Annotated in this window: 20 protein-coding genes and 1 pseudogene; 11 read left to right on the top strand and 10 right to left on the bottom strand. The window is 44.8% G+C overall.

The features are described from left to right. Window positions 1–26 precede the first annotated feature (26 nt). Window positions 27–1,049: an aldose epimerase family protein gene (locus ACYX4W_RS04570; protein ID WP_476074817.1), complete on the bottom strand. Its 1,023-nt coding sequence runs from the start codon at window positions 1,047–1,049 to the stop codon at window positions 27–29. Between the two features lie 309 nt (window positions 1,050–1,358). Here ACYX4W_RS04570 and ACYX4W_RS04565 point away from each other — a divergent pair, with 309 nt between their 5' ends. After that, entirely contained in the window at window positions 1,359–2,360 is a 1,002-nt protein-coding gene (locus ACYX4W_RS04565) for a LacI family DNA-binding transcriptional regulator (RefSeq protein ID WP_476055257.1), read from the top strand. Window positions 2,361–2,766: 406 nt separating this feature from the next. Here ACYX4W_RS04565 and ACYX4W_RS04560 read toward each other — a convergent pair whose 3' ends face one another. Further along, window positions 2,767–3,630 carry an alpha/beta hydrolase family protein gene (locus ACYX4W_RS04560; RefSeq protein ID WP_476074816.1) on the bottom strand — a complete coding sequence of 288 codons (864 nt, stop codon included), beginning with the start codon at window positions 3,628–3,630 and terminating at the stop codon, window positions 2,767–2,769. A 211-nt stretch (window positions 3,631–3,841) separates the two neighbouring features. Here ACYX4W_RS04560 and ACYX4W_RS04555 point away from each other — a divergent pair, with 211 nt between their 5' ends. After that, the gene (locus ACYX4W_RS04555) at window positions 3,842–4,450 is read left to right on the top strand and encodes a hypothetical protein (RefSeq protein ID WP_476074815.1); all 609 of its coding nucleotides are present in this window, start codon (window positions 3,842–3,844) and stop codon (window positions 4,448–4,450) included. A gap of 74 nt (window positions 4,451–4,524) precedes the next feature. Here ACYX4W_RS04555 and ACYX4W_RS04550 read toward each other — a convergent pair whose 3' ends face one another. Together ACYX4W_RS04550 and ACYX4W_RS04545 are read right to left on the bottom strand one after the other, a co-directional pair. Next, a complete protein-coding gene (locus tag ACYX4W_RS04550; RefSeq protein ID WP_476074814.1) occupies window positions 4,525–5,109 on the bottom strand; it encodes an HAD family hydrolase in 585 nt (194 codons plus the stop codon). Between the two features lie 68 nt (window positions 5,110–5,177). After that, window positions 5,178–6,515: an MFS transporter gene (locus ACYX4W_RS04545; protein WP_476074813.1), complete on the bottom strand. Its 1,338-nt coding sequence runs from the start codon at window positions 6,513–6,515 to the stop codon at window positions 5,178–5,180. 382 nt (window positions 6,516–6,897) lie between these two features. Between ACYX4W_RS04545 and uvrA the strand changes: the two genes are divergently transcribed. Then, entirely contained in the window at window positions 6,898–9,729 is a 2,832-nt protein-coding gene (gene uvrA / locus ACYX4W_RS04540; protein WP_476074812.1) for an excinuclease ABC subunit UvrA, read from the top strand. A 202-nt stretch (window positions 9,730–9,931) separates the two neighbouring features. Beyond that, window positions 9,932–10,099 (top strand): hypothetical protein, encoded by a 168-nt coding sequence (locus ACYX4W_RS04535; protein ID WP_025256952.1) that lies wholly within the window; start codon window positions 9,932–9,934, stop codon window positions 10,097–10,099. Window positions 10,100–10,163: 64 nt separating this feature from the next. Here ACYX4W_RS04535 and ACYX4W_RS04530 read toward each other — a convergent pair whose 3' ends face one another. Next, window positions 10,164–11,666, bottom strand: a complete 1,503-nt coding sequence (locus ACYX4W_RS04530; RefSeq protein WP_476074811.1) for an Hsp70 family protein — start codon at window positions 11,664–11,666, stop codon at window positions 10,164–10,166. Window positions 11,667–11,852: 186 nt separating this feature from the next. On the opposite strand from ACYX4W_RS04530, the gene ACYX4W_RS04525 reads away from it, so the two are divergent. Together ACYX4W_RS04525 and ACYX4W_RS04520 are read left to right on the top strand one after the other, a co-directional pair. Further along, window positions 11,853–12,272: an acyl-CoA thioesterase gene (locus ACYX4W_RS04525; protein ID WP_476074810.1), complete on the top strand. Its 420-nt coding sequence runs from the start codon at window positions 11,853–11,855 to the stop codon at window positions 12,270–12,272. Between the two features lie 22 nt (window positions 12,273–12,294). Continuing rightward, complete coding sequence (locus ACYX4W_RS04520) at window positions 12,295–12,993, top strand: 2OG-Fe(II) oxygenase (RefSeq protein ID WP_476055265.1); 699 nt, start codon at window positions 12,295–12,297, stop codon at window positions 12,991–12,993. A 6-nt stretch (window positions 12,994–12,999) separates the two neighbouring features. On the opposite strand, the gene ACYX4W_RS04515 is transcribed toward ACYX4W_RS04520, so the two are convergent. The 4 genes and pseudogenes from ACYX4W_RS04515 to ACYX4W_RS04500 form a co-directional block, all read right to left on the bottom strand. Beyond that, window positions 13,000–13,914 (bottom strand): dihydrodipicolinate synthase family protein, encoded by a 915-nt coding sequence (locus ACYX4W_RS04515; protein WP_476074809.1) that lies wholly within the window; start codon window positions 13,912–13,914, stop codon window positions 13,000–13,002. Between the two features lie 138 nt (window positions 13,915–14,052). Further along, entirely contained in the window at window positions 14,053–14,538 is a 486-nt protein-coding gene (locus ACYX4W_RS04510) for a DUF3299 domain-containing protein (protein WP_476074808.1), read from the bottom strand. Window positions 14,539–14,679: 141 nt separating this feature from the next. Continuing rightward, a pseudogene (ppa, locus tag ACYX4W_RS04505) lies at window positions 14,680–15,211 on the bottom strand (inorganic diphosphatase). A gap of 165 nt (window positions 15,212–15,376) precedes the next feature. Further along, window positions 15,377–16,351, bottom strand: coding sequence for a class 1 fructose-bisphosphatase (locus tag ACYX4W_RS04500; RefSeq protein ID WP_476074807.1), 975 nt, complete (start codon window positions 16,349–16,351; stop codon window positions 15,377–15,379). A gap of 309 nt (window positions 16,352–16,660) precedes the next feature. On the opposite strand from ACYX4W_RS04500, the gene mpl reads away from it, so the two are divergent. The 3 genes from mpl to ACYX4W_RS04485 all read left to right on the top strand — a co-directional run bounded on the left by mpl (window position 16,661) and on the right by ACYX4W_RS04485 (window position 19,529). Continuing rightward, entirely contained in the window at window positions 16,661–18,019 is a 1,359-nt protein-coding gene (gene mpl / locus ACYX4W_RS04495; RefSeq protein WP_476074806.1) for a UDP-N-acetylmuramate:L-alanyl-gamma-D-glutamyl-meso-diaminopimelate ligase, read from the top strand. A 65-nt stretch (window positions 18,020–18,084) separates the two neighbouring features. Beyond that, the gene (locus ACYX4W_RS04490; protein ID WP_476074805.1) at window positions 18,085–18,717 is read left to right on the top strand and encodes a flavin prenyltransferase UbiX; all 633 of its coding nucleotides are present in this window, start codon (window positions 18,085–18,087) and stop codon (window positions 18,715–18,717) included. 2 nt (window positions 18,718–18,719) lie between these two features. Beyond that, window positions 18,720–19,529, top strand: a complete 810-nt coding sequence (locus ACYX4W_RS04485) for a S1/P1 nuclease (RefSeq protein WP_476074804.1) — start codon at window positions 18,720–18,722, stop codon at window positions 19,527–19,529. A gap of 164 nt (window positions 19,530–19,693) precedes the next feature. Here the strand turns inward: ACYX4W_RS04485 and rraA are convergent, their stop codons facing one another. Continuing rightward, a complete protein-coding gene (gene rraA / locus ACYX4W_RS04480) occupies window positions 19,694–20,179 on the bottom strand; it encodes a ribonuclease E activity regulator RraA (protein WP_179982013.1) in 486 nt (161 codons plus the stop codon). Window positions 20,180–20,546: 367 nt separating this feature from the next. On the opposite strand from rraA, the gene ACYX4W_RS04475 reads away from it, so the two are divergent. Further along, a complete protein-coding gene (locus ACYX4W_RS04475; RefSeq protein WP_474802902.1) occupies window positions 20,547–21,059 on the top strand; it encodes a phosphatase PAP2 family protein in 513 nt (170 codons plus the stop codon). Between the two features lies 1 nt (window position 21,060). After that, entirely contained in the window at window positions 21,061–22,128 is a 1,068-nt protein-coding gene (locus tag ACYX4W_RS04470; RefSeq protein WP_476074803.1) for an MJ1255/VC2487 family glycosyltransferase, read from the top strand. Window positions 22,129–22,176 lie beyond the last annotated feature (48 nt).

Below are 22,176 nucleotides of genomic sequence, written 5' to 3'. Positions count from 1 at the left end.
AATTTTCTTTTAGCACTTCAGTGGCTTCACTCAGCGCTGAATTTATAACGAATCGTTTCTTCGTAGGTGTCACCCGGCTTTACAAAACAATTCGGAAACGACGGTTTATTCGGGGCGTCGGGGAAATGCTGGGGTTCTAAACATAGAGCTCCTAGCTGAATACTGTCTTTTAAACTTCCCGTATAAAATTGCAGCCCCGGCAAGCTAGTAAATAACTCCATGGTCAAGCCAGTATCAGGCGCTTTCACAGTTGCTTGCGGACTATTTTCATGGGCAGGCTGAAGTATATAGTTATGGTCGTAGCCACCTACTCGGTCAAACAATGGATGTGAATTGTCTTGTTCAGCCCTTTCCTTTATTGCACGAAATGAAGTGAAATCAAAAGGTGTATCAGCGACATCAATTAAATCACCAGTTGGTAGCAGAGTACTATCTGCATCCGTCACCTTTTTTGCATCGATATGTAGCAGTGTACTACCCACTTTCTCATCGTTACTTAGTGTAAAGTAAGCATGCTGTGTAAAACTAAGGGGCGTTTCCTTATCTGTCGTTGCTTTGACTACAAGGGTTAACTCATTTTGCTGATTAAGCGTATAACACGCCTCAACACTAACATTTCCTGGAAAACCACCTTCGCCGTCTGGGCTTGATAAGGTGAATGTTACACTGGCACTCTCGGGGGATTCTTGGGTACTAGCTTGCCACAATTTTTTGTGAAAGCCGGAATGCCCTCCGTGAAGATTATGCTCTCCGCCGTTTTTATCTAACGTGTACTGCTGGCCATTTAAAGTAAATGTGCCATTCCCTATTCTATTAGCATAGCGCCCTACAATTGCACCGCGATAGCTAGGGTCATCAATATAGCCCTGCAACGTATCAAAGGTTTGAACACAGCTAATCAACTCGCCCTTCGCGTTGGGAAAATAGAGTTCCTTGATAATTCCACCATAGTTGAGCAAGGTAACTGACATCCCGTTGTCATTACTCAAAGTAAAAGCACTAACAGCTTTGCCGCTTACTTCACCAAATGTCGATACGTTGATTTTCATAACAATTATTTTACCTTATCGGGTGCTCGAGTAATTAATCTCGGGCAATTTTTCGTGCTCGCCTGCAAAGTTTTAGAATCGGTAGAGCATTCAGAATTGATAAAAGGTTATACGTTTTCCGTTCTTTTTGACAGGGGTTTGGCGAGGAACTGCGTATGGTAAAACCACTTTATAGTTTTATCTATTGCTTGAGATGTGCCGCCATAGCACAGAAAGAGAGAATTTTACCTTTTTATGTAAATATAATGTACGCTATGCCAATCAGACCCCAAGGTCTTCAATGCATTAAAAAACAAAGTTAAAGAGAAAATGGCAACAATAAAAGATATAGCCCAAGCCGCTGGCGTTTCGTTAGCCACAGTATCTAGGGTTATCAATAACGGCCCAAAAGTAGGCAACGATACTCGACAACGCGTTAAAAAAATCATGGAAGAAATGGGCTACCGTCCTAACGCAAATGCACGGGCTCTCGTAACTAAACGCAGTTCCTCATTGGGTGTGGTTATTGCTGAACTCCACGATCCATTTTTCGCAATGTTAGCCCATGGTGTTGAATCCATAACGCGCAAAAATAACGTTCAAATACTATTAAGTGCGGGGTCAATTGAAAAAGAGACAGAGTTGCGCGCCATCGAAACCTTGTTAGAGCACCGTGTTGAAGCCATGGTTGTTCACAGCAAAGCTCTTGATGATAAGACGTTGATTGGCTTTGCTAACCAAGTACCAGGCTTTGTTCTAATTAACCGATACATCCCAGAAATAGCGAACCGCTGCGTATGGCTTGATAACGTGACCGGTGGGCGCCTTATGGCAGAATATGCAATCAACCAAGGGCATGAAAATGTAGCGGTAATAAGCAGCCAATACCGTATTGATGATCCGAATCATCGTCTTGAAGGGATTAGAAACGCCATCGATAGCGCAAAGCTTAGCTTACCTGAAAGCATGATTGAATACGCCACGCCTGATCAAGAAGGTGGAGAATTGGCAATGCAGAACCTGCTTGCCACAGGCGCTAAATTTACCGCTGTCTTGGCTTATAACGATGCGATGGCATCAGGTGCAATGACCATGTTACAAGATCATGGTATTTCGGTGCCTGAGCAAGTATCTGTAATGGGATATGACGATGTATTGCTAGCTAAATATTGTCGCCCTAAGTTAACTACGCTGCGTTACCCTGTAGAAATGATGGCTGCAAAGGCCGCTGAGCTTGCATTGAAGTACGCATCGGGAAGTAAACCAGAAGATGGCTTAACCTTTAAATATACACCCACGGTTGTGAAGCGAGATTCCGTGGTACGAGTGTAGTCTTCGCTTATCTCGTAGTTGACGATAGTAACAAATACCCGCCTGCGGCGGGTATTTTATTTATACGGTAATAAGCCAATTTGATGAGTGATTAATCGTAATTAGCCGCATCCTCGTGCAACCGTGTTCTAAAAATTTCATGACATGAAACTATTGACAAAAATACGCGCTTGATCGTTATGCTCCAAACTTTTATCCCCAATAGAGAAAATTGCCTGATCCTGCACCAGGTTATGATCGAAAAACAGTAGGATCAGCAACAATGGCTCTACAGCGCTTGATTTAACTGACATTTCGTGATCCGACCAGAAAGCGCTTACGAGATCGTGATCTGTTGTTTTATATGGCTATTAACAGACTTACCAACAAGGTTTTCCACTATTTATCCACAGCAGGTAAGATTGGCTTATTGAGTGAATCTCGCTAAAAATTGTTTGTACTGTTCAATGGCATAGTCACTTTTTAACGTTGCGTTGTGTGTAGTTCCAGGAATGACGGAAATGTATTTGTCACTACTAGATGCATCTTCTAATAACTGCTGACTGATAGGATAAGGCGTTATCTTGTCTTCCTCTCCGACGACTAACCACAGTGGACCTTCATAGTGACGAAGAATAGGCGCGATTTGCATGCTATGAACTTCATCGTGAAGTTTCATATTGGTAAATGAATTAGAAAAACCTGGCACCATGTTGGCGATAAGGTCTGAAATATTATTGAAAGCCCCATCTAGTACCAAAGCATCAATTTTTCTATTAGCAGCAACATAGCTTGCGAAATAACTCCCTATGCCTCGCCCATGAACAATAGTTGGAATTGAAGCATCAAATGCACTTTCTACATAATCAAATTGAGTTAACGCGTCTTGCTTTATAGCGTTAATACTCAAATCTTTTGCCTTATCGCTAGCCCCTACTCCCTGATAATCAAGCCACAATATATTAGCAGGCAGCTTACCCAGCCTATGAATAACACTATTATTTTCACTTACCGGCATACGATTGTCCGCGAAGAAAACAATGTTAACGATAGGGTCAGGGTATGAAACGGCAACACCTCTTAGCGTTAACCCGGCTTCATTTTTAACTTCAACACGGGTTATGCCCGCTGAAGTTTTATCTTTTTGAATAGCAGCGTGCAGCTTTGTAGTATCAAGAGGCTTTTGCTGTGTGTCTTGATAAAAAAAGGCCGAAGGGGAAACGTTAATTGCACACCCTATTAATGAAACACTTGCAAGTACACTGATTACTGCGTTTTTAAAGGTCATCATTTAAGAACTGTCCGTGTTGATTGAAAGTAGGGAAATTTATAATAAACCTATAAGTTATCGTTAGTTGCGTAGCTGAACAAATCTTATACTCTGCTACGCTAAACAAACTGTAACAGTTTGCAACAGTTGTTAGGTTTATTCACGTTACAAACTTTCTTATACTTGAGTCTATATTACTGCCATAAGCTTTCCATAAGAAAAAATTAAAATAATGAAAAATAGACCATTTTTCTCACCCTGCATTGTGCCATCAGCACGCATGTTTGTTGCCTGCTGCACGCTACTTTTGCTCGCTGCTTGTGAGTCTACGCAATCCGAATTCGATTCTTCACTAATACCCGAGTCGCAAAAGGCCGATTATCGACTGACAATGTCTAAAGCGAAGGCTTGCCCGGTTAATTTGGCGGAGTTTATCGATACTCGATCCAGCAAAGATTTGTTAGTGGGGAGCAATAACGTTACTGAAGATGCACTTTATGCGCTGCTGCAGCAAAGCTTAGAGCAAATGAATGTAAGCCCTGACATTGATGCTAGTAATAGCGTGAAAGTTGGGCTTAATCGCGCTTTCGTAAAAAGCTTGGGAAGTAATTTGGTTGCTACAGTTGTACTTAATGTTAGATACAAACCTGACTATGCTGAGGAGTATTCACCCGTTACTGTTTTTAAAGGCAGAAGCATGAGCGTGAATGTCAGTGAAGAAAAGAGCAATCAAATTGCTATCGATGCTATGAAAACCGCCATTGAAGATGCCACCAAACGTATAAAGTCGTCACTTTTACATAACTGTGGCGATACGCTAAGTGAACTAGAGGCGGTATAAGCCTAAGAAACTGTATAGTGAACGCGGTTGAGTGAGCGTAAGCCCTAAGATCGAACTTTCAATCAAGGTAAGATTTAGTAGATAAGCCGCCTGTTATCTACCATAAAGCACGTCATGCCACCATCTACAGCCGCTTTTCGGCCCATCTCCGTATCTTCAAACACCACACAATGCTGCGGTGCTACACCCATTAATTCTGCCGCACGCACAAAGGTTTCAGGGTGAGGTTTACCTTTAGTCACATCATCTGCCGTTACCAGCGCAGATAATTGTTCTAATAAACCATGTTCGTTTAATACCCATTGTGCATGTTGCCTTTCTGAGCCTGTCCCCACTGCAATGGGCATACTTCCCTTATAGTGATTAAACACATCCAGGGTATCTTGAATAAGCCTTGGCACATGATCTAGCCCTTCAAAGGCCTGTTTTTTATATGAAGCAACCTGCGCAGGATCATGGCTTTTGCCATACTTGGCATTCATAAGATGCACTGTTTCGAAGGTAGGAACTCCACCTAAACTATGTTGATAGTCAGGGTCAAAGGGGTATTCGAACGCGTCGCAGGTCAACTCCCAAGCATCAATATGCGTGCCCATTGAATCAACCAAAGTGCCATCCATGTCAAAAATAATAGCTTTATAACGGCTTAGGTCAATCATGGTGCTCACTTCCTTTTTAAAAGATTGGGTGATACTAACTTATCTTGGTATTTAACGTACTGCCTCCATTATGCTGACAGTACGTCTCGCGCTTTTACCGCATCAAAGTCACGGTCCACCTTAAGATATACCGCATTATTTTGACCGTTTAATGTTACTTCCAGCACACCTGGCACCAACATTAATTCTGACTCGATTACGGAGGCTTTTGAATTATCAAACTCTGCGTTCATCATCACACGCTTTACTCGGCTCACTTCCTTCACGCCATAAATAATGAAAAGCCAAAGCAGAGTACTGGCAGCGCCGATGCCATACGCTAGTTCTTGCGACCAAATATCGGTAACGAAACCTGAAATTACACCACCTAAAAACGCGCCAAAAAACTGAAAACTAGCGTAAAGCCCCATGGCCGTTCCTTTTTGTCCGGCAGGCGCAATGCTCGACACCAATGCAGGAAAATTCGCTTCTAAATAATTAAAGCCGGTAAAGAAAAGAACAACGGCTGCGGTAACCCACCACCAGCTATGGTCTTCTAAACTCAGCGCCAAAAACGCGCCGCCCATAAGTACTACACCGGTTACAAGAAGTGATTTTGGGGTACGGCCTCTTGCTGCGCCCATCATTATGATTAGACCGACAATTGACGCACCTAATACGGGTAGATACACCGTCCAATGACTATCTAGCGTCATATCAAAGTTCAGTAGCGTAACGGGCAGTTGGACAAACAGTAGCGTAATCAGCATGTGCAGAATCATTACGCTGACATTTAAACGCCACAACTGTGAAGAGAAGATTAAGCGCTTTAGCTGGTCTTTTTGCGGAAGGGTATCACCACTACTAAGTTGCACACCGTTTGGCACTACCCATTTAACCAGCGGCATGCAAAGAATGGCCAGAATACCAGTAATACCAAACACGCCGGCAAGCCCGTAGCTGTTAGCAATAAGAGGCCCTAAGATAACGGCTAAATAGAAAGAAAACCCAATGGCTATACCTATAATAGCTAACACCTTAGCACGCTGACTTTCCCGGCTGACATCGGTAGCAAGCGCCATTATCGCACCTGCAATAGCCCCAGCGCCTTGAAGAATACGCCCAACAATCATCATAGCCATGCTGTCAGCATTGGCTGCCACAAAGCTTCCTAAAGCAAATACAGCAAGCCCCAGCAAAATAACGGGTTTACGCCCCCATTTGTCAGACATCATGCCCATAGGAATTTGCAGCGCAGCCTGGGTTAGGCCATATCCACCCAGAGCAAGCCCCACCAATAGCGGTGAGTAATCCGGGTAGTCCATCGCAGCCACAGCCAATACAGGCATAACCATGAACAACCCCATCATGCGTAATACGTAAACGGAGGCGAGTGCAAGCGCGGCGCGTAATTCCAAAGCGTTCAAAGCGTCTGTTTCCCTCAATAAATAAAATCAAAAAAACATAAAAGCGCGCAGAGAACACTTGTTTCTGCAGCATCAAGAATAAGGTCGCGAAGTGTAGCATAATACCAGTCCGCATAGATAATTGCCCACCCAGCGAGACTTAAATTCGATTAATGTAATTGGCCTTTTTCTCAGCTTAAAGGTTGATTTAACCCCTTTACCTCTTGAGGGGTTTAAAAGTGGGGATAAAATCACCATTTTACAATGTAGTTTCGTTAGTTCTAATCGTAAGCTTGTGCCTGCAAGGTGATCTGCTTACTCCACTCACAGTATAACTTGAATGTCATATCACTTTACTTGACACCTATGGCATACTGATTCTTTTTCTCTCATTTAGGCTTCAATGGATAAAATCGAAATTCGCGGTGCTCGCACCCACAACTTGAAAAACATCGATTTAACACTGCCACGAGACAAACTGGTGGTGATAACCGGCCTTTCTGGCTCGGGTAAATCGTCTCTTGCATTTGACACGCTATATGCTGAAGGTCAGCGTCGTTACGTTGAATCTTTGTCTGCGTATGCCCGTCAGTTTCTTTCCATGATGGAAAAACCTGATGTTGATCATATTGAGGGTTTATCACCAGCAATATCCATTGAGCAGAAATCAACATCGCACAATCCGCGCTCCACCGTGGGTACCATCACTGAGATTTACGACTACCTACGTTTGATGTTTGCCCGCGTAGGCACACCCCGTTGCCCAGAGCACGATGTGCCACTGGATGCACAAACGGTTAGTCAAATGGTAGATAGAGTGTTAGCCATGCCAGAAGGCAGTAAGCTGATGCTGCTCGCGCCTATTGTTAAAGAGCGCAAAGGTGAGCACGTTAAGACACTGCAAAACCTCTCTGCACAAGGCTTTATTCGCGCGCGTATCGACGGTGAGGTTTGCGACTTATCCGATCCTCCGCCACTGGATTTGCACAAGAAGCACACCATTGAAGTTGTGGTTGACCGCTTTAAAGTGCGTGACGATATGGCACTGCGTTTATCGGAATCATTCGAGACAGCCCTCAGCCTTGCTGGCGGTAACGCGGTAGTGGCTGATATGGACGACAAAGACGCAGAAGAAATAGTGTTTTCTGCTAACTTTGCCTGTCCACACTGTGGTTACAGCATTAGCGAATTAGAGCCGCGCCTTTTTTCATTTAACAACCCAGCGGGTGCCTGCCCAACCTGTGACGGCTTAGGCACAAGGCAGTTTTTTGACCCTGCACGTGTAGTCGGTAATACCGAATTGAGTTTATCTGGCGGCGCTATTCGCGGATGGGATAAGCGTAGTTACTACTATTTCCAAATGCTGCAGGCAGTAGCAGACCATTATAAGTTTAGCCTTACCGTGCCATTTGAAGAACTCGATAAAAAGCACCAAGACATTGTGCTGTATGGTTCAAAAGGCAAGTCGCTGTCGTTTAAATATATAAACGAGCGTGGCGACGTGATGGAGCGTAAGCATCCATTTGAGGGTATTATCCCTAATATGGAACGCCGCTACCGTGAAACCGAGTCGAACTCAGTGCGCGAAGAGCTAGCAAAATATTTAAGCCAGCAGCACTGCAGTAGCTGCAACGGCACGCGTTTACGTGTTGAAGCACGCAATGTGTTTATCCAAGATACTAATCTGCCAGCCATTGCCGAGATGTCGATTGCTGATGCTTACGGCTTTTTCGAGACACTCAACCTTGAAGGCCAACGTGCTCAGATAGCCGAAAAGATTTTGAAAGAAATCATGGACCGCTTAAGCTTTTTGGTGAATGTGGGCCTAAATTATCTTTCTATGTCGCGCAGTGCCGACACCTTATCCGGTGGTGAAGCCCAACGTATTCGACTAGCAAGTCAAATTGGCGCAGGCCTCGTTGGCGTAATGTACGTACTCGATGAACCGTCCATCGGTCTTCATCAGCGAGATAACGAACGATTACTCGGCACACTTACGCGTTTGCGCGACTTAGGCAACACGGTATTGGTTGTAGAGCACGACGAAGATGCAATCCGCGAAGCCGATTACATTGTGGATATTGGCCCGGGTGCTGGTGTACACGGTGGTGAAATTATTGCCGAAGGTTCACTTGAAGATATAACAAACAGTGAAGACTCACTTACCGGAAAATACTTATCTGGTAGAGAGAAGATTGAAATTCCTGCAACACGCACACCGGTGAAAGACGACAAGTGGTTAGAACTTTTAGGCGCTACAGGCAACAACTTAAAATCTGTTGATTTGCGTATACCTACCGGCGTAATGACCTGTGTAACCGGCGTATCTGGCTCGGGTAAATCAACACTGATTAACGATACCTTCTACAAAATTGCCCAGCGCGAGCTGAACAAGGCGACCACTTCTGAACCGGCACCGCATAAGTCGATGACCGGACTAGATCAACTCGACAAAGTGGTCGATATTGATCAAAGCCCTATCGGCAGAACACCGCGCTCTAACCCGGCGACTTACGCTGGTATTTTCACACCTATTCGTGAAATGTTTGCCGGAACACAAGAGTCGCGTTCACGAGGTTACAAGCCTGGCCGCTTTAGCTTTAACGTAAAAGGCGGTCGCTGTGAGGCATGTCAGGGTGACGGCGTAATCAAAGTGGAAATGCACTTTTTGCCAGACGTGTACGTGCCTTGTGACGTATGTCAGGGCAAACGCTATAACCGTGAAACCTTAGAGATAAAGTACAAAGATAAGAACATTCACGAAGTGTTAGAAATGACCGTGGAAGATGCCCGCCAGTTCTTCGATGCTATACCGGCTATTTCACGCAAATTACAGACGCTGATGGATGTGGGTTTGTCTTATATTCGACTTGGCCAAGCCGCTACTACTTTATCTGGTGGTGAGGCTCAACGAGTAAAGTTGGCGAAAGAGTTGTCAAAAAGAGACACTGGGCAGACCCTTTATATCCTAGATGAGCCGACTACAGGTTTGCACTTCCATGATATTAAGCAATTACTAGCCGTACTCCACCGACTGCGCGATCACGGTAATACCGTTGTGGTTATTGAGCACAACCTGGATGTGATTAAAACCGCAGACTGGATTGTTGACCTTGGACCGGAGGGCGGATCCGGAGGTGGCCAGATTATTGCAGAAGGAACTCCTGAGCATGTGGCACAACAAGAAGTTTCACATACAGGTCGTTTTCTGAAACCCATGCTCACACAAGCTTGAGCCAGTTATGATGTAAATTCTTAGGCATTAAGCGCACGATTTTTTCTTGCGAGTTGTTGTGAAATTTACACTTCAATTTGTAAAAAGTGCGCGTTGATGCTTATTTACACGTATTTTACGCTGGTCAGAGCTTGTTTTGGCAAATCATACGTTACGATGATTTATGTGAATTTTGCAGTAAGAATTGCTGGAGCGAAACCCAATGACTCAAACGCCACCACTAGCCTTAGTTAAGACTTGGTACCACTTACTTTCATCATCTGAAGATAACGATGTGAAAGCGCGCGCACAAGAAATGCTGTTAAATGCTTTCGAGTCGCCAGAAGCCATCGCAGTTTATTTGAAAGAACACAATATTCTTAAGCACTGATCACAAAAGCCTTAGCGTAGTAGGCGTAACTACGCTAAGGCTTAGTGTTTATTTATAGACGATATTAGGCGTGCTTAGCCGCTTGAATTGCTAATCCTTCGCACACCGAGTTGAATGCATCGTTTTCTAATCGAGGCAGCCCCGTAAGCAGTTTTTCATAGAGTGCATCAACGACAATAGGCGATAAACTCATACCACCCGTTATCATTACCACCTCTGGTTTTTCACTGCTGTTTTCCAAACATTCCACGACTAACGCTTTCACTTTGTCTAGCCAAGGCTTTAATGCCTTTTTAAGTGAATCCTGAGAAATCTCTACATCAAAGTCGTCTTCAATATAGTGCAGCGGCAGCGTAATGTTTTGCTTGCTCGAAAGTAGTTCTTTGGCTAATCGAGCTGAGTTTACGACTCGAGCAGACAACTTGTTCTCTTGAACGATAAGCAAGCGTTCTAGCTGAGCGGGCTCTTTAATCACTGACATGGTTTGTGAAATATCTAACCCGTAATCATCAGAGAAAAAGCGCGTAAGCGCTGGAATGTTATCAACAGCGCACATATCAGAAAAATAGGTAGGCGGAACTGGAAGCCCGTTCATCATTTTAAGGCCCATACCCATTTCAGGGGCTATGCCTTTAAGAACCAAGCTTTTATCACAGTCCATACCGCCTAAACGTCGGCCTGTTACCGCTAGCACATCGTCTTTACGGTCAAGCTGATTAGAACGCTCAGGAGAAAGCTTAATACAGCAAATATCTGTGGTCCCCCCACCAATATCTACAATCAGCGTGGTAGTGTCTCTTGGTAAGGTTTGCTCAATTTTATACGCCGCTGCTATAGGCTCATCTAGGAAATTAACCCCTGAAAACCCTGCTTTAGTCGCAGCTTCAGTCATAATTTGAATGGCTTGGGCATTGCCCTCTTCACCGCGGGTGCCATGAAACTTAACAGGTCTGCCGATAACCGCATTGTTTACCACCTTGCCTAACTGCTGCTCGGCACACTGTTTAAAGTAAGCTAGCTGCTTGGCAATAATACCGATGAACGCCTGTTTTTGGTCGCCATCTAGCGATGCGCCTAAAAAGTTCTTAGGTGAATAGATAAGTCGGCCTTTGTCCGGCATTTTAAGAAAGCGTCTAAACCCTTCTTCACCAAATGCAAACTTGCCGTGCTCAACCAACCGCAGCAACGGAATTTCGTCTAGCGACATGGCGTGCATCAACTGTTGAATCGCTTTTCTCTGAAGGGCGGGCTTGTTATGAAGGTCACCACGAAGCGAGTCAATTCGGCTGCTATACATCGCCTGCTCTTTCGGGTCTTTTGCCGAATAATAGCCGTCTTTGGCTTTATCTATCTGTTCGCTGATCACTCGCTGTAACTGCGCAACTTTCGCCTCAACCATAGCATCAGGAGGCGGTGGCAGTTCATCTTCAAAATAGATGAACACCGAAGAACGAATTTTATTGCCCTTTTTATCTAGCGGGTCAAGTTTGATGTGCTGATGGGCCGTTCCATCAAAATACACAACCTCAGAATTTGATGTACCGTAGTCAATCCCAATCGCAGTCATAGTATGTTCGCTCAAAAAGTTAGAAGCGGATTGTAATGCAAAAGAACCTAACGGCACACCCCCTGTAAGCTAATCAAAACACAACGATTTACCTTAAACACAATCGCTTACACAAGGGCTTACTGAAAACCCCTTCTCATAATGCTAGAGTAGGAGTCAAACTTATAACAACGCCTACAAATAATTATGAGTAATACAGCACCACTTATCACTTCTTTTGACGTGCGTTTTTGCGAAACCGATGCTTTGCAACATGTTAGTAATACGGCACTAGTTGCGTGGTTTGAAGCAGCCAGAGAGCCCATTTTTAGAATGTTTACGCCTGAGCTAGACTTACAAAACTGGCCGCTAATTTTAGCCAGCTACAAGGTCGACTTTTTAGCTCAAATTTTTTATGGCAACCCTGTAACGGTTAAAACTTACATTAGTCGATTGGGAAACAGTGCATTCGACGTGTTTCAGGAGCTTTGGCAAGACGACAAGTTATGCTCAACTGGCGTGACTACCATGGTGCATTTTGACTACAAAACACAGCGCTCTGCGCCTATCCCAGATAATGTGAAGTCAGAGCTACAGTCACACTTTAAAGAACTACCCACTAAGTAATAAAGCGCAGCAAGAGGTATCCATGAGCGATTTAATTGAAGTTATTGATGATGTGTTACCCCCAGAGCTGTGCTCGCAGCTTATGGCGCGCTTTGAAAGCAGCCCTAATTTGAGTCAAGGCCGCACTGGCGGTGGTGTAGATTTAGATAAAAAGCGCAGCATGGATGTGTCCATAAGCCGAAGCCCGGAATTTAAAGACTTGTTCCAGCAAGTGATGCAGCACACCGGAAAGCAACTGGTTGCCTATATTGAAAAGTACTATTTTGCGCTTGTTGGGCCTATTGGCCTAACCGTACGCCATCCCAAAACCGGCGAACCGGTAAAAGTTACTGGGGAAAACTTTGAAGAAGTGGGTAAGCCAAATTTAGCCAACCTGGTTAACTACCTATTCCGAGTAGGCGATGTCAATGCACAGAGATACACCGCGGGCAACGGTGGCTACCCGTATTGGCACTCTGAAGTATATCCGCAGCTTCAACATAACGATGCGCTGCACCGCGTATTGCTGTTTATGTACTACTTAAATGATGTGGACGAAGGCGGCGAAACAGAATTTTACTATCAAAACCGTGCAGTTAAACCCAAAGCAGGCAGAATGGTGATTGCGCCTGCCTATTTCACTCACACGCACCGCGGCCAAATTCCAAAAAGTAACGACAAGTACATTCTAACGTCGTGGCTTCTATTTAACCGCGCTGAACAAATTTATACGCAGGGCTAAGCGAGCCTAGCTTAACGATAGCTGCGCAACAAGCTGTTCTAGCTCGCTGTACTCTTTCTTGTCGATAGGTAAGAAGGGAGCAGGCAAGCTAGGCGTTTCACAATAGCCTAAGATTTCTGCTGCGGCTGCTACCACGCGAAGGCCGCCGCCATTGCGCGTAAACATGCTCCATATTTCGCTTAACGCTTGTGACTGGGCTTGTGCATCAACAGCATTACCAGACTGAGCGGCGTCGATTATGCGCATTACAGTTCGCGGGAATATCCCCCCTATAACGGAAAGCCAAAGGTCACAACCTTCACTCATTCCTGCTGCGCCAAAACTATCGCCACTCACGCCTATTGCAATATTTGCAGGCATTATCTCTCGTAATGATGCTAATCGGCGAGCACCGTCATTAGTACTACCATCAGTTGCGCTTGTACCAAACGGAGCCCCCGGTATTTTAATCGCCCCGATATTCGATAGTTTTCCTATGCGGTGGTACAAATCATCGCTGAAGGTAAAATTAGTTACGCGAGGATTTTCGTATACGCAGATGGGGACAGATACTTCACAGCTCACGGCCTCATACAGACCATACACTTCTTCTTCGTTAAGTACTTGATAGGAAACCGGTGCCAACAGCACAGCATTAACCCCTGCTTGCTGCACAGCTTCAACATTTTTTAGCACATCATAGGTGCGCAAGGACCCAACGCCGGCCATAACAGGAATACCGTTTGCGTGGTCGACGGCAAGCTTTGCTACGTTGTACTTTTCTTCTCGCGTTAGGTAAGGATACAGCCCAGTAGAGCCTATCGCGCAAATTGAATCTACGTTAGCTGAGGCTAAATTATCAACAAGCCCTTGAAACGCTTTGTAGTCGATAGTCTCTTGTTTAAATGGGGTAATGGGAAACGCTGATAAACCTGTAAACACCTGATATCCTTTTTAAACGTTTAGTGTTTCTTAACGTTAGAGCATTTTCTTTTTGAAGTCTCTACTTCAAGTACGCTGGGGCGTTTTAGGTAGTAGAGCCTTTATCCTAGAGTAGTTCTATCCTCAGAACTTTACCCTTTAAAACCCTTCAACTGCTTCGCCGGTCAAACGATAACCTACAGACGCAATATCGCCTTTCCAACCGTCTGTCGACAGTTCGCCGGTTACCCAAATCGCGTCGTAAATATTGTCTATGCGAATACCTTCTTCAAACTTTACGTACACAATTTGATTCGAAGGCGGTGGTGGTACGTGAATACAGGCGCCAAAGTACGGAACAAGTAAGAACTCGGTGGTAAGCTCAGCGGTACCTTCTAGCGGCACAACGAACCCAGGTATTTTTACACGCTTTCCGTCAAAGGTATCGACAACTGGTGCATCGGGCTGAAGCTGACTCATTTCACCATTGTGTTGAACTGAAGGTGGCGCGAGCTCATTAAAGCCTTCAGGCACTAGGTCTTCCCAATATACCTCTACCGGAGCTTCATCTGCCAGAGCGTTGAAGGTTACAACCATCATTACTACAGCGAATAATGAGGTCATGGATAATTTATGGTGGATCATACTGCTCTCTATCGTTGAGTATTTTGTTAGCTTTTTTGTATAGGCTTTTGCTTTTCGTTTTCAATCTTCACTTTTAGACCACATACAAAAAGGGCCGGTATTTCACCAGCCCTTTGTATCATCAATTTAAAGCAGCGTGAATTATTCTGCTTCGAAACGCGCGATGCTTGCGGTAATTTCTTCTTTTGCAGTCTGCAGCGTCTGCCCAACCGTCAATCTTCACCCACTTGCCTTCTTCAAGATCTTTATAGTGCTCAAAGAAGTGCTCGATTTGCTTAAGAAGAAGCGGAGGTACGTCTGCAATTTCTTTAACGTCACGATAGATAGTAGAAAGCTTATCTACTGGTACCGCTAGTACTTTTGCATCTTTACCAGACTCGTCAGTCATGTTTAGTACGCCAACTGGACGACACTTAATGACAGAACCTGCAAGTAGTGGGAACGGAGTCATCACTAATACGTCAACTGGGTCGCCGTCTTCAGACAAGGTGTTGTTCACGTAACCGTAGTTAGTTGGATAGTGCATGCAAGTTGCCATGAAACGGTCAACAAATAGCGCGCCTGTGTCTTTGTCTACTTCGTACTTCACCGGGTCAGCGTGTGCTGGAATCTCAATGATTACGTTCACTTCATCTGGTACATTTTTACCAGCAGAAATAGCACTCAAGCTCATTCTTAGGTCCTTTCAATAATGGATTAAAAATTTTGGTCGTAAGTATACGGTGACAACAGCAAAATAAAAACGCTTTACGACCCATGTCGTACTAATCTCTTTATTTTTCATTAAATTTTGCTGCTTTTTAATAAAAAATGGCCCTTCAGGGCCATTTTTTCGCTACTACGCTTTATCGTTGTAGCTTAAGCACATATCAACTTCGTCTTTCGAGCCGATAATGCAAGGTACGCGCTGGTGAATTTCTTCAGGCATTACTTCTAGAATTCGGCCTGCGCCCGTTTCAGCTTTACCACCAGTTTGCTCCATCAAAAATGCCATTGGGTTTGCTTCGTAAAGCAAACGCAATTTGCCTGGCTTAGACGGGTCTCTGTTATCAAACGGGTACATAAAGATGCCACCACGACAAAGTAAACGATGAATATCACCCACCATTGCCGCTACCCAACGCATGTTGAAGTCTTTACCGCGAGGACCTTCTTTGCCTGCTAGCAGATCTGCAACATACGCCTGCATTGCCGGTTCCCAATGACGCTGATTCGACGCGTTAATCGAGAACTCAGAGGTTTCTTCAGGCACTTGAATATTCGGGTGAGTCAGTAGGAAGCCACCGTGAGTTTTATCAAGGGTATAGATGTGCGTACCGCGACCTGTGGTTAGCGCTAGCATCGTAGACGGGCCATAAAGCACATAACCTGCTGCAACCATTTGTGTGCCTGGCTGCAAGAACGCAGACGGATCATCTGGCTTCATCCACTGCGGTGCATGGGTGATAGAGAAAATAGTACCAATTAAGCTATTAATTTCAGTGTTTGACGAGCCATCTAGCGGGTCGAAGCTTACTAGATAGTTACCTTCCGGATTGCACGGAACAACATCGTCTTCTTCTTCAGACGAGATGGCTTTAACGTAGCCAGACTCCCTTAGCGTATCCTTTAGAATGTGGTTTGAGATAACGTCGAGCTTTTTCTGCGTTTCGCCCTGTACGTTTTCTGAAAGAGTCGAACCAAGCACGCCAGCAAGTGCGCCTTGACTCACGCGGAAAGAAATTTCTTTACAGCCCGCTAGCAGTGTACGAATGAGCAGTATTAACTCAAGCGGTGCACCGTCTTGTTGCAATTGGGAATTTAAACGTTTCATTGAATGTAAGCCTTTTTTTATGTGTAGGGTGTTGTACTTGCAGTCGCTCAGCTTTCCTTACCGGCGTTTATCTGAAGCACACACAGGTTTTAAGCCTGTGGTTAGATTGTAACCGTGTTCTTAGTTAAGTGGAACACACCTTCAAAAAGTCATTCACACACCATACCAGTTTGAAAGCTGCAAATATTCATATATTTGTTCTAAACAAAGGCTGGCGACCACTATGAATCGATGAAAATTGAATTATCTATCGGTCGTAGGGTTCTGATACAGTACGCCAATAACATAATAAATCACCGAGAATGCGCTATGCATGTACATATTTTAGGCATTTGTGGAAGTTTTATGGGTGGCATCGCCGCCATTGCCAAATCACTAGGCCACAAGGTTACAGGCTCAGATAAGAACGTTTATCCCCCCATGAGCACTCAGCTTGAAGCACTAGGCATCGAGCTTACACAAGGCTATAGCGAAAGCCAATTTGATCCAGTACCAGATATGGTAGTGATTGGTAACGCCATGTCGCGTGGCAACCCGGCGGTAGAGTACGTATTAAATCGCAATTTACCTTACACCAGCGGCCCGCAATGGCTGCTTGATAATCTACTCAAAGATCGTTGGGTCATTGGTCTATCTGGTACCCACGGTAAAACGACCACCAGCAGTATGGTGGCGTGGATTTTAGAACACGCAGGGCTTAACCCTGGTTATTTGATTGGCGGCGTTCCTGAGAACTTTGGCGTATCGGCTCGCGTGGGTGAAAGCCCTTTTTTTGTTATAGAAGCCGATGAATACGACAGCGCATTTTTTGATAAACGTTCTAAGTTTGTGCACTATCGCCCAAAAACTTTGGTCATCAACAACCTTGAGTTTGATCATGCGGATATTTTCGCAGACCTTGCAGCTATTCAAACCCAGTTTCACCATTTGGTTCGCATGGTGCCGGAAAATGGGCTTATTCTTACGCCAAACGGTACGCCCGCTATTGAAGATATGCTCAAAAAAGGGTGCTGGTCGTCACGTCAGTCTTTAGGTAAAGAATGGCATGCTGAGTTACTAAAGAAAGACGGCAGTGAATTTAATGTATTACATAACGGGGTTATAGCCGGAACCGTAACTTGGTCACTTGTGGGTCAGCACAATGTAGACAACGCTCTTATGGCTATAGCCGCAGCCCACCATGCAGGCGTTACCTTACCTGATGCCATAGAAGCGTTATCCTTTTTTAAGAACGTTAAGCGCCGCATGGAAGTTAAGGGCGAAGTCAACGGCGTCACGCTTTACGATGACTTTGCGCACCACCCTACCGCTATAGCGACTACACTTGATGGTCTGCGCAAAAAAGTAGGTAATGCACGTATATTAGCCGTGCTAGAGCCGCGCTCGAACACCATGAAAATGGGCGTACACAAAGATACACTGGCTAATTCATGGCAAAAAGCCGATGAGGTTTACCTTTATGAACCTGAAGGCATGGACTGGTCATTAGTCGATTCGGTAGCGCACAGCAATGCGCCTACCCACTGTTTTAGAGATGTAGAGAAGATCGTTCAAAGTGTTTGCAACGTAGCACAATCGGGCGATCATATTCTTGTAATGAGTAACGGCGGTTTCGAAGGCATTCACAGCCGTATTCTCGACGCTTTAAAAATGAAGTCCAAACTGTAAAAAATTAGAATAACGTTATATTCGATGGACAAGCCGCAAGGCTTGTTATCAACAGAGGCTAAATCATGAAACACGATAAGCAAGTTACGCTTGCTATTACAGGGGCATCTGGCGCACCTTACGCTCTAACACTGCTGAAATCGCTGGTTAATGCAGACTATCAAGTTTACGTACTTATTTCTTCAGCGGCCAAGGTGGTATTTGCTACTGAAGAGAACGTAAAAATACCGGGCCGCCCCGAAGACGCAGCGGCGTTTTTTACGGAACACTGCAATGCTAAACCTGACCAAATCAAAGTATTTGGTAAAGAAGAATGGTTTTCCCCAGTGGCTTCAGGTTCAGCCGCCCCAGCTAAAATGGTGGTATGCCCATGCTCTACAGGTACGCTTTCTGCCATTAGTATTGGCGCAAGCGACAACCTTATTGAGCGCGCCGCCGATGTCGTGTTAAAGGAGCGGGGACAACTTATTTTAGTGCCCCGTGAAATGCCGCTTTCTTCTATACACTTAGAAAATATGCTCAAGCTTTCACAAATGGGTGCTACAATTATGCCCGCTGCGCCAGGTTTTTATCACAATCCAAAGACTATCGATGACTTGGTCGATTTTGTTGTGGCGCGCATACTAGACCACCTAGGTATTGAGCAGTCTCTTGTCGCAAGATGGGGCTATAAGTCTTCCAAACATTCTGAGGATTAACCATGTTCGCGTTTGCAAACAGGATTTGCGCTGTTGCGCTGAGCACACTATTTACATTGTGTATTGCATCACCCGCTTTCGGCTGGGGACAAACAGGCCACAGAGTAACAGGCGCTATTGCCCAGCAGTATCTTAGCCCTCTATCGCAGGCTGCACTTATGGAACTGTTGCCACATGGTTCGTTGGCTGAGGCCTCGACCCACGCCGATGAAATGCGTTCTGACCCCAGCGAATTTTGGCAAAAAACCGCTAGCCCTTGGCACTATGTTTCTGTACCTGAAGGAAAAACCTACGAAGAAGTCGGTGCACCAAAGCAAGGTGATGCTGTTACAGCGTTAAAGCAATTTACTGAAACCTTAAAAAGCGACACGACCAGCATTGAAGAAAAGCGTCTAGCTCTTCAGTTTATTGTGCATATCATAGGCGATCTCCATCAACCACTGCACGCTGGCAACGGCACCGACCGCGGTGGAAACGATGTAAAAGTACGCTTCTTCTGGCAAGATTCTAATTTACACCGCGTATGGGATTCGCAGATGCTAGAGCAGCGCAAATTGTCGTATTCTGAGTGGACAGAATGGCTTACACAAACCATTACCTCAGAAGACATTCGCAGTTGGGCTACGACCGACCCTATGGTATGGATTGAGGAAAGTACCGCTATTCGCGATACCATTTACCCAGATGACGCCAATAACATGAGCTACGACTACCTATACGATCATTTGCCTACTGCTAAAAAACGTTTGCAGATGGCCGGCATTCGCATTGCCATGTATTTAAACCAAGTGTTTGAAGAAGCGAACAAGTAGTTTTAAGTAACACCGACGTCAATTCGACGTTATCTCAGGGCTTATCAACTCGTCTTATTGGCGCTATCGGAAACCCTGCGTGTATCAAAAACACAAACGGAGGCCTTACGCCTCCGTTTTTTTATGTATTCTTAAAGCAGTTAGCTTTTGTTTACTGTTTAGCTCTAATCTAAATCTAGCGGTTCAGGAGAAAGAATAACGCCTGTGCTATCTGCATATAGGTGGTCTTCAGGTAAAAACGTAACGCCGCCAAAGTTAACCGGTACGTCAACTTCGCCAATGCTTTCACATTCGGCATTTACTGGAATGGCTGCTACGGCTAATACGCCAATATCCAATTCAGCAAGGCTATCAACTTCACGCACGCTACCGTAAATCACAACCCCTTCCCAATCGTTATCAATAGCGACTTGAGCAGATGATGCATCAAACAACGCGCGACGGCTTGAGCCTCCGCCATCTATCAGTAGTACTTTACCTGCACCAGGCTGGGCAAGCACACGGTCGATAAGACCTCGGTCTTCAAAGCATTTTACGGTGGTAATCTCACCACCAAAAGAATAACGGCCACCAAAGCTTGCGAAAATCGGATCTACTACGTCTACGCTGTCAGCAAACAAGTCGCATAATTCAGATGTGTTGTATTCCATTATTTTGCCTTACTAAAATTGAGAAGCGTTGAAGCTCTATGCTCGTTAGACCTAGCATAGCATTTATTCTGATGATGCAAATGGTTGATTTAGCGCGTTTCATCAAATTTTTATGTTTTGTTAAAAAAGCAGTGATTCAGCGCAGAACAGTCTTTTTTGAGCACGCATTTTGCTTTAGGCATTTAGCTGAAATTCTTTTGCTAAAGAATTTATTTAATAACCACTTTCCCCGTGAGTGAAATGGGTAAATGACAAAAAATAGGAACCGCGTTAGATGTCAAAAAAGTTTCTTTTTTCCGTCACCCACTGGTCACAGACACACATTAGCCTGTGCAGTAATTAACCGATAGGGGACAAGGCGATGTTGATGAAATCCTTGACCAAGTACGACACTGACTTATTTTATCGCCTCTACAAACTGACGCAAAAAAGAGACTGTAGAAGTATTGTTTGGTTGTCGAAAACAGGTGACGGCTACTTATACTTTGTTATCGGTATGCTGCTTTGGGCATTTGAGCCAGAGCACGGTGAGCTTTTCCTTTACACAGCGCTGATGGCATATGCGCTGGAATTACCCATCTATGTGCTGCTTAAGAAAATGTTCAAGCGCCCTCGCCCTTGCGATTTTCTAATGAATTTAACAGCACATGTCACGCCTTCTGATAAGTTTTCTCTACCCTCAGGCCATACTGCTGCGGCAACACTAATGGCGTGTATCATTGCGCACTATTACCCGCCATTTGCCTTACTTGCTTATAGTTGGGCAGCACTCATAGGGCTGTCACGGGTACTGTTAGGTGTACATTATCCTTCTGATGTGGTCGCAGGCTCTCTACTAGGCGTAACAATCGCGACACTAAGTATTTCAATTCTGGGGTAGCATGAAATTATTGTATGGTGTGCAAGGCACCGGAAATGGGCATATTGCTCGAGCACGAATTATGGCGGCAGCATTGGCCGAGCGAGACGATGTTAGCGTTGACTTTGTTTTTTCTGGTCGCGCCCCTGAGAAATATTTTGATATGGAAGTGTTCGGGGCATACCGAACATACAAAGGGTTAAGCTTTATTACGAAAAGCGGGCGCGTAGACAAATGGTCTACCGTTAAAGACGCCAACCTTCGTCAGTTAAACAAAGACATCAATGCATTCGATACCAGTGGTTACGATTTGCTGGTAAACGACTTTGAGCCCGTAACGGCCTGGGCTGCAAAGAAACAGGGGCTACCTTCTATTTCTATCAGCCATCAAGCGGCGTTTACGTACAACGTGCCTAAAAGTGGCAATACCATTTTTGATAGTTTGATAATGAAGCTATTCGCACCTACCGAACTTCAACTAGGTGTACACTGGTATCATTTTAATCAGCCTATTATCCCGCCGTTCGTTTCGGAAAAACCCGTTGTGTCTTCCGGTAATGGTCACGTACTGGTTTACCTACCTTTCGAAGATATTGAAGATATTCACCAAATGCTTGAACCGCTAAGCGACCAAGTATTCGAATGTTTCCATCCGAATATCGACGAAGCGAGAGAGATGGGCCATATCCACTGGCATCCAACCTCTAAAAAACATTTTCAAAAAGCCCTGCAGCATGCCAATGGCGTAATTGCTAACGGAGGCTTTGAGCTGTCTAGCGAAGCCCTTCAATTAGGAAAGAAGCTGCTCATTAAGCCCTTGCATGGTCAATTTGAGCAGTTATCGAATGTGCTTACTCTTAGTCAATTGGATTTGTGTCAAACGCTATTTCAACTCGACACCGACATAGTAGAAGAGTGGCTTGAAGCGCCTGAAAATGAAGCTATCGCTTTTCCTGATAACCCCAATGTTCTAATCGATTGGCTCAAAAACAAAGACTTTTCTGATACACAGAGCCTGTGTGACGCCCTTTGGAAAAACGTTCAATACGGCGATAAAACACAAGAACGTTTATTGGCTCTTGCAATTTAACACCGCAATGCGATGATAGCGGCATTTGTCGTATTCTTTGCGGGATTT

The organism is Alteromonas sp. ABH4_454 (genome assembly GCF_056311775.1).
This window is presented reverse-complemented; position numbering and strand designations above follow the sequence as displayed.

Coding starts and splice junctions, on each gene's coding strand:
- ACYX4W_RS04570 (WP_476074817.1), bottom strand. CDS start 1,049: ATGAAAATCAACGTATCGACATTTGGTGAAGTAAGCGGCAAAGCTGTT.
- ACYX4W_RS04565 (WP_476055257.1), top strand. CDS start 1,359: ATGGCAACAATAAAAGATATAGCCCAAGCCGCTGGCGTTTCGTTAGCC.
- ACYX4W_RS04560 (WP_476074816.1), bottom strand. CDS start 3,630: ATGATGACCTTTAAAAACGCAGTAATCAGTGTACTTGCAAGTGTTTCA.
- ACYX4W_RS04555 (WP_476074815.1), top strand. CDS start 3,842: ATGAAAAATAGACCATTTTTCTCACCCTGCATTGTGCCATCAGCACGC.
- ACYX4W_RS04550 (WP_476074814.1), bottom strand. CDS start 5,109: ATGATTGACCTAAGCCGTTATAAAGCTATTATTTTTGACATGGATGGC.
- uvrA (WP_476074812.1), top strand. CDS start 6,898: ATGGATAAAATCGAAATTCGCGGTGCTCGCACCCACAACTTGAAAAAC.
- ACYX4W_RS04535 (WP_025256952.1), top strand. CDS start 9,932: ATGACTCAAACGCCACCACTAGCCTTAGTTAAGACTTGGTACCACTTA.
- ACYX4W_RS04530 (WP_476074811.1), bottom strand. CDS start 11,666: ATGACTGCGATTGGGATTGACTACGGTACATCAAATTCTGAGGTTGTG.
- ACYX4W_RS04525 (WP_476074810.1), top strand. CDS start 11,853: ATGAGTAATACAGCACCACTTATCACTTCTTTTGACGTGCGTTTTTGC.
- ACYX4W_RS04520 (WP_476055265.1), top strand. CDS start 12,295: ATGAGCGATTTAATTGAAGTTATTGATGATGTGTTACCCCCAGAGCTG.
- ACYX4W_RS04510 (WP_476074808.1), bottom strand. CDS start 14,538: ATGATCCACCATAAATTATCCATGACCTCATTATTCGCTGTAGTAATG.
- ACYX4W_RS04500 (WP_476074807.1), bottom strand. CDS start 16,351: ATGAAACGTTTAAATTCCCAATTGCAACAAGACGGTGCACCGCTTGAG.
- mpl (WP_476074806.1), top strand. CDS start 16,661: ATGCATGTACATATTTTAGGCATTTGTGGAAGTTTTATGGGTGGCATC.
- ACYX4W_RS04490 (WP_476074805.1), top strand. CDS start 18,085: ATGAAACACGATAAGCAAGTTACGCTTGCTATTACAGGGGCATCTGGC.
- ACYX4W_RS04485 (WP_476074804.1), top strand. CDS start 18,720: ATGTTCGCGTTTGCAAACAGGATTTGCGCTGTTGCGCTGAGCACACTA.
- rraA (WP_179982013.1), bottom strand. CDS start 20,179: ATGGAATACAACACATCTGAATTATGCGACTTGTTTGCTGACAGCGTA.
- ACYX4W_RS04475 (WP_474802902.1), top strand. CDS start 20,547: ATGAAATCCTTGACCAAGTACGACACTGACTTATTTTATCGCCTCTAC.
- ACYX4W_RS04470 (WP_476074803.1), top strand. CDS start 21,061: ATGAAATTATTGTATGGTGTGCAAGGCACCGGAAATGGGCATATTGCT.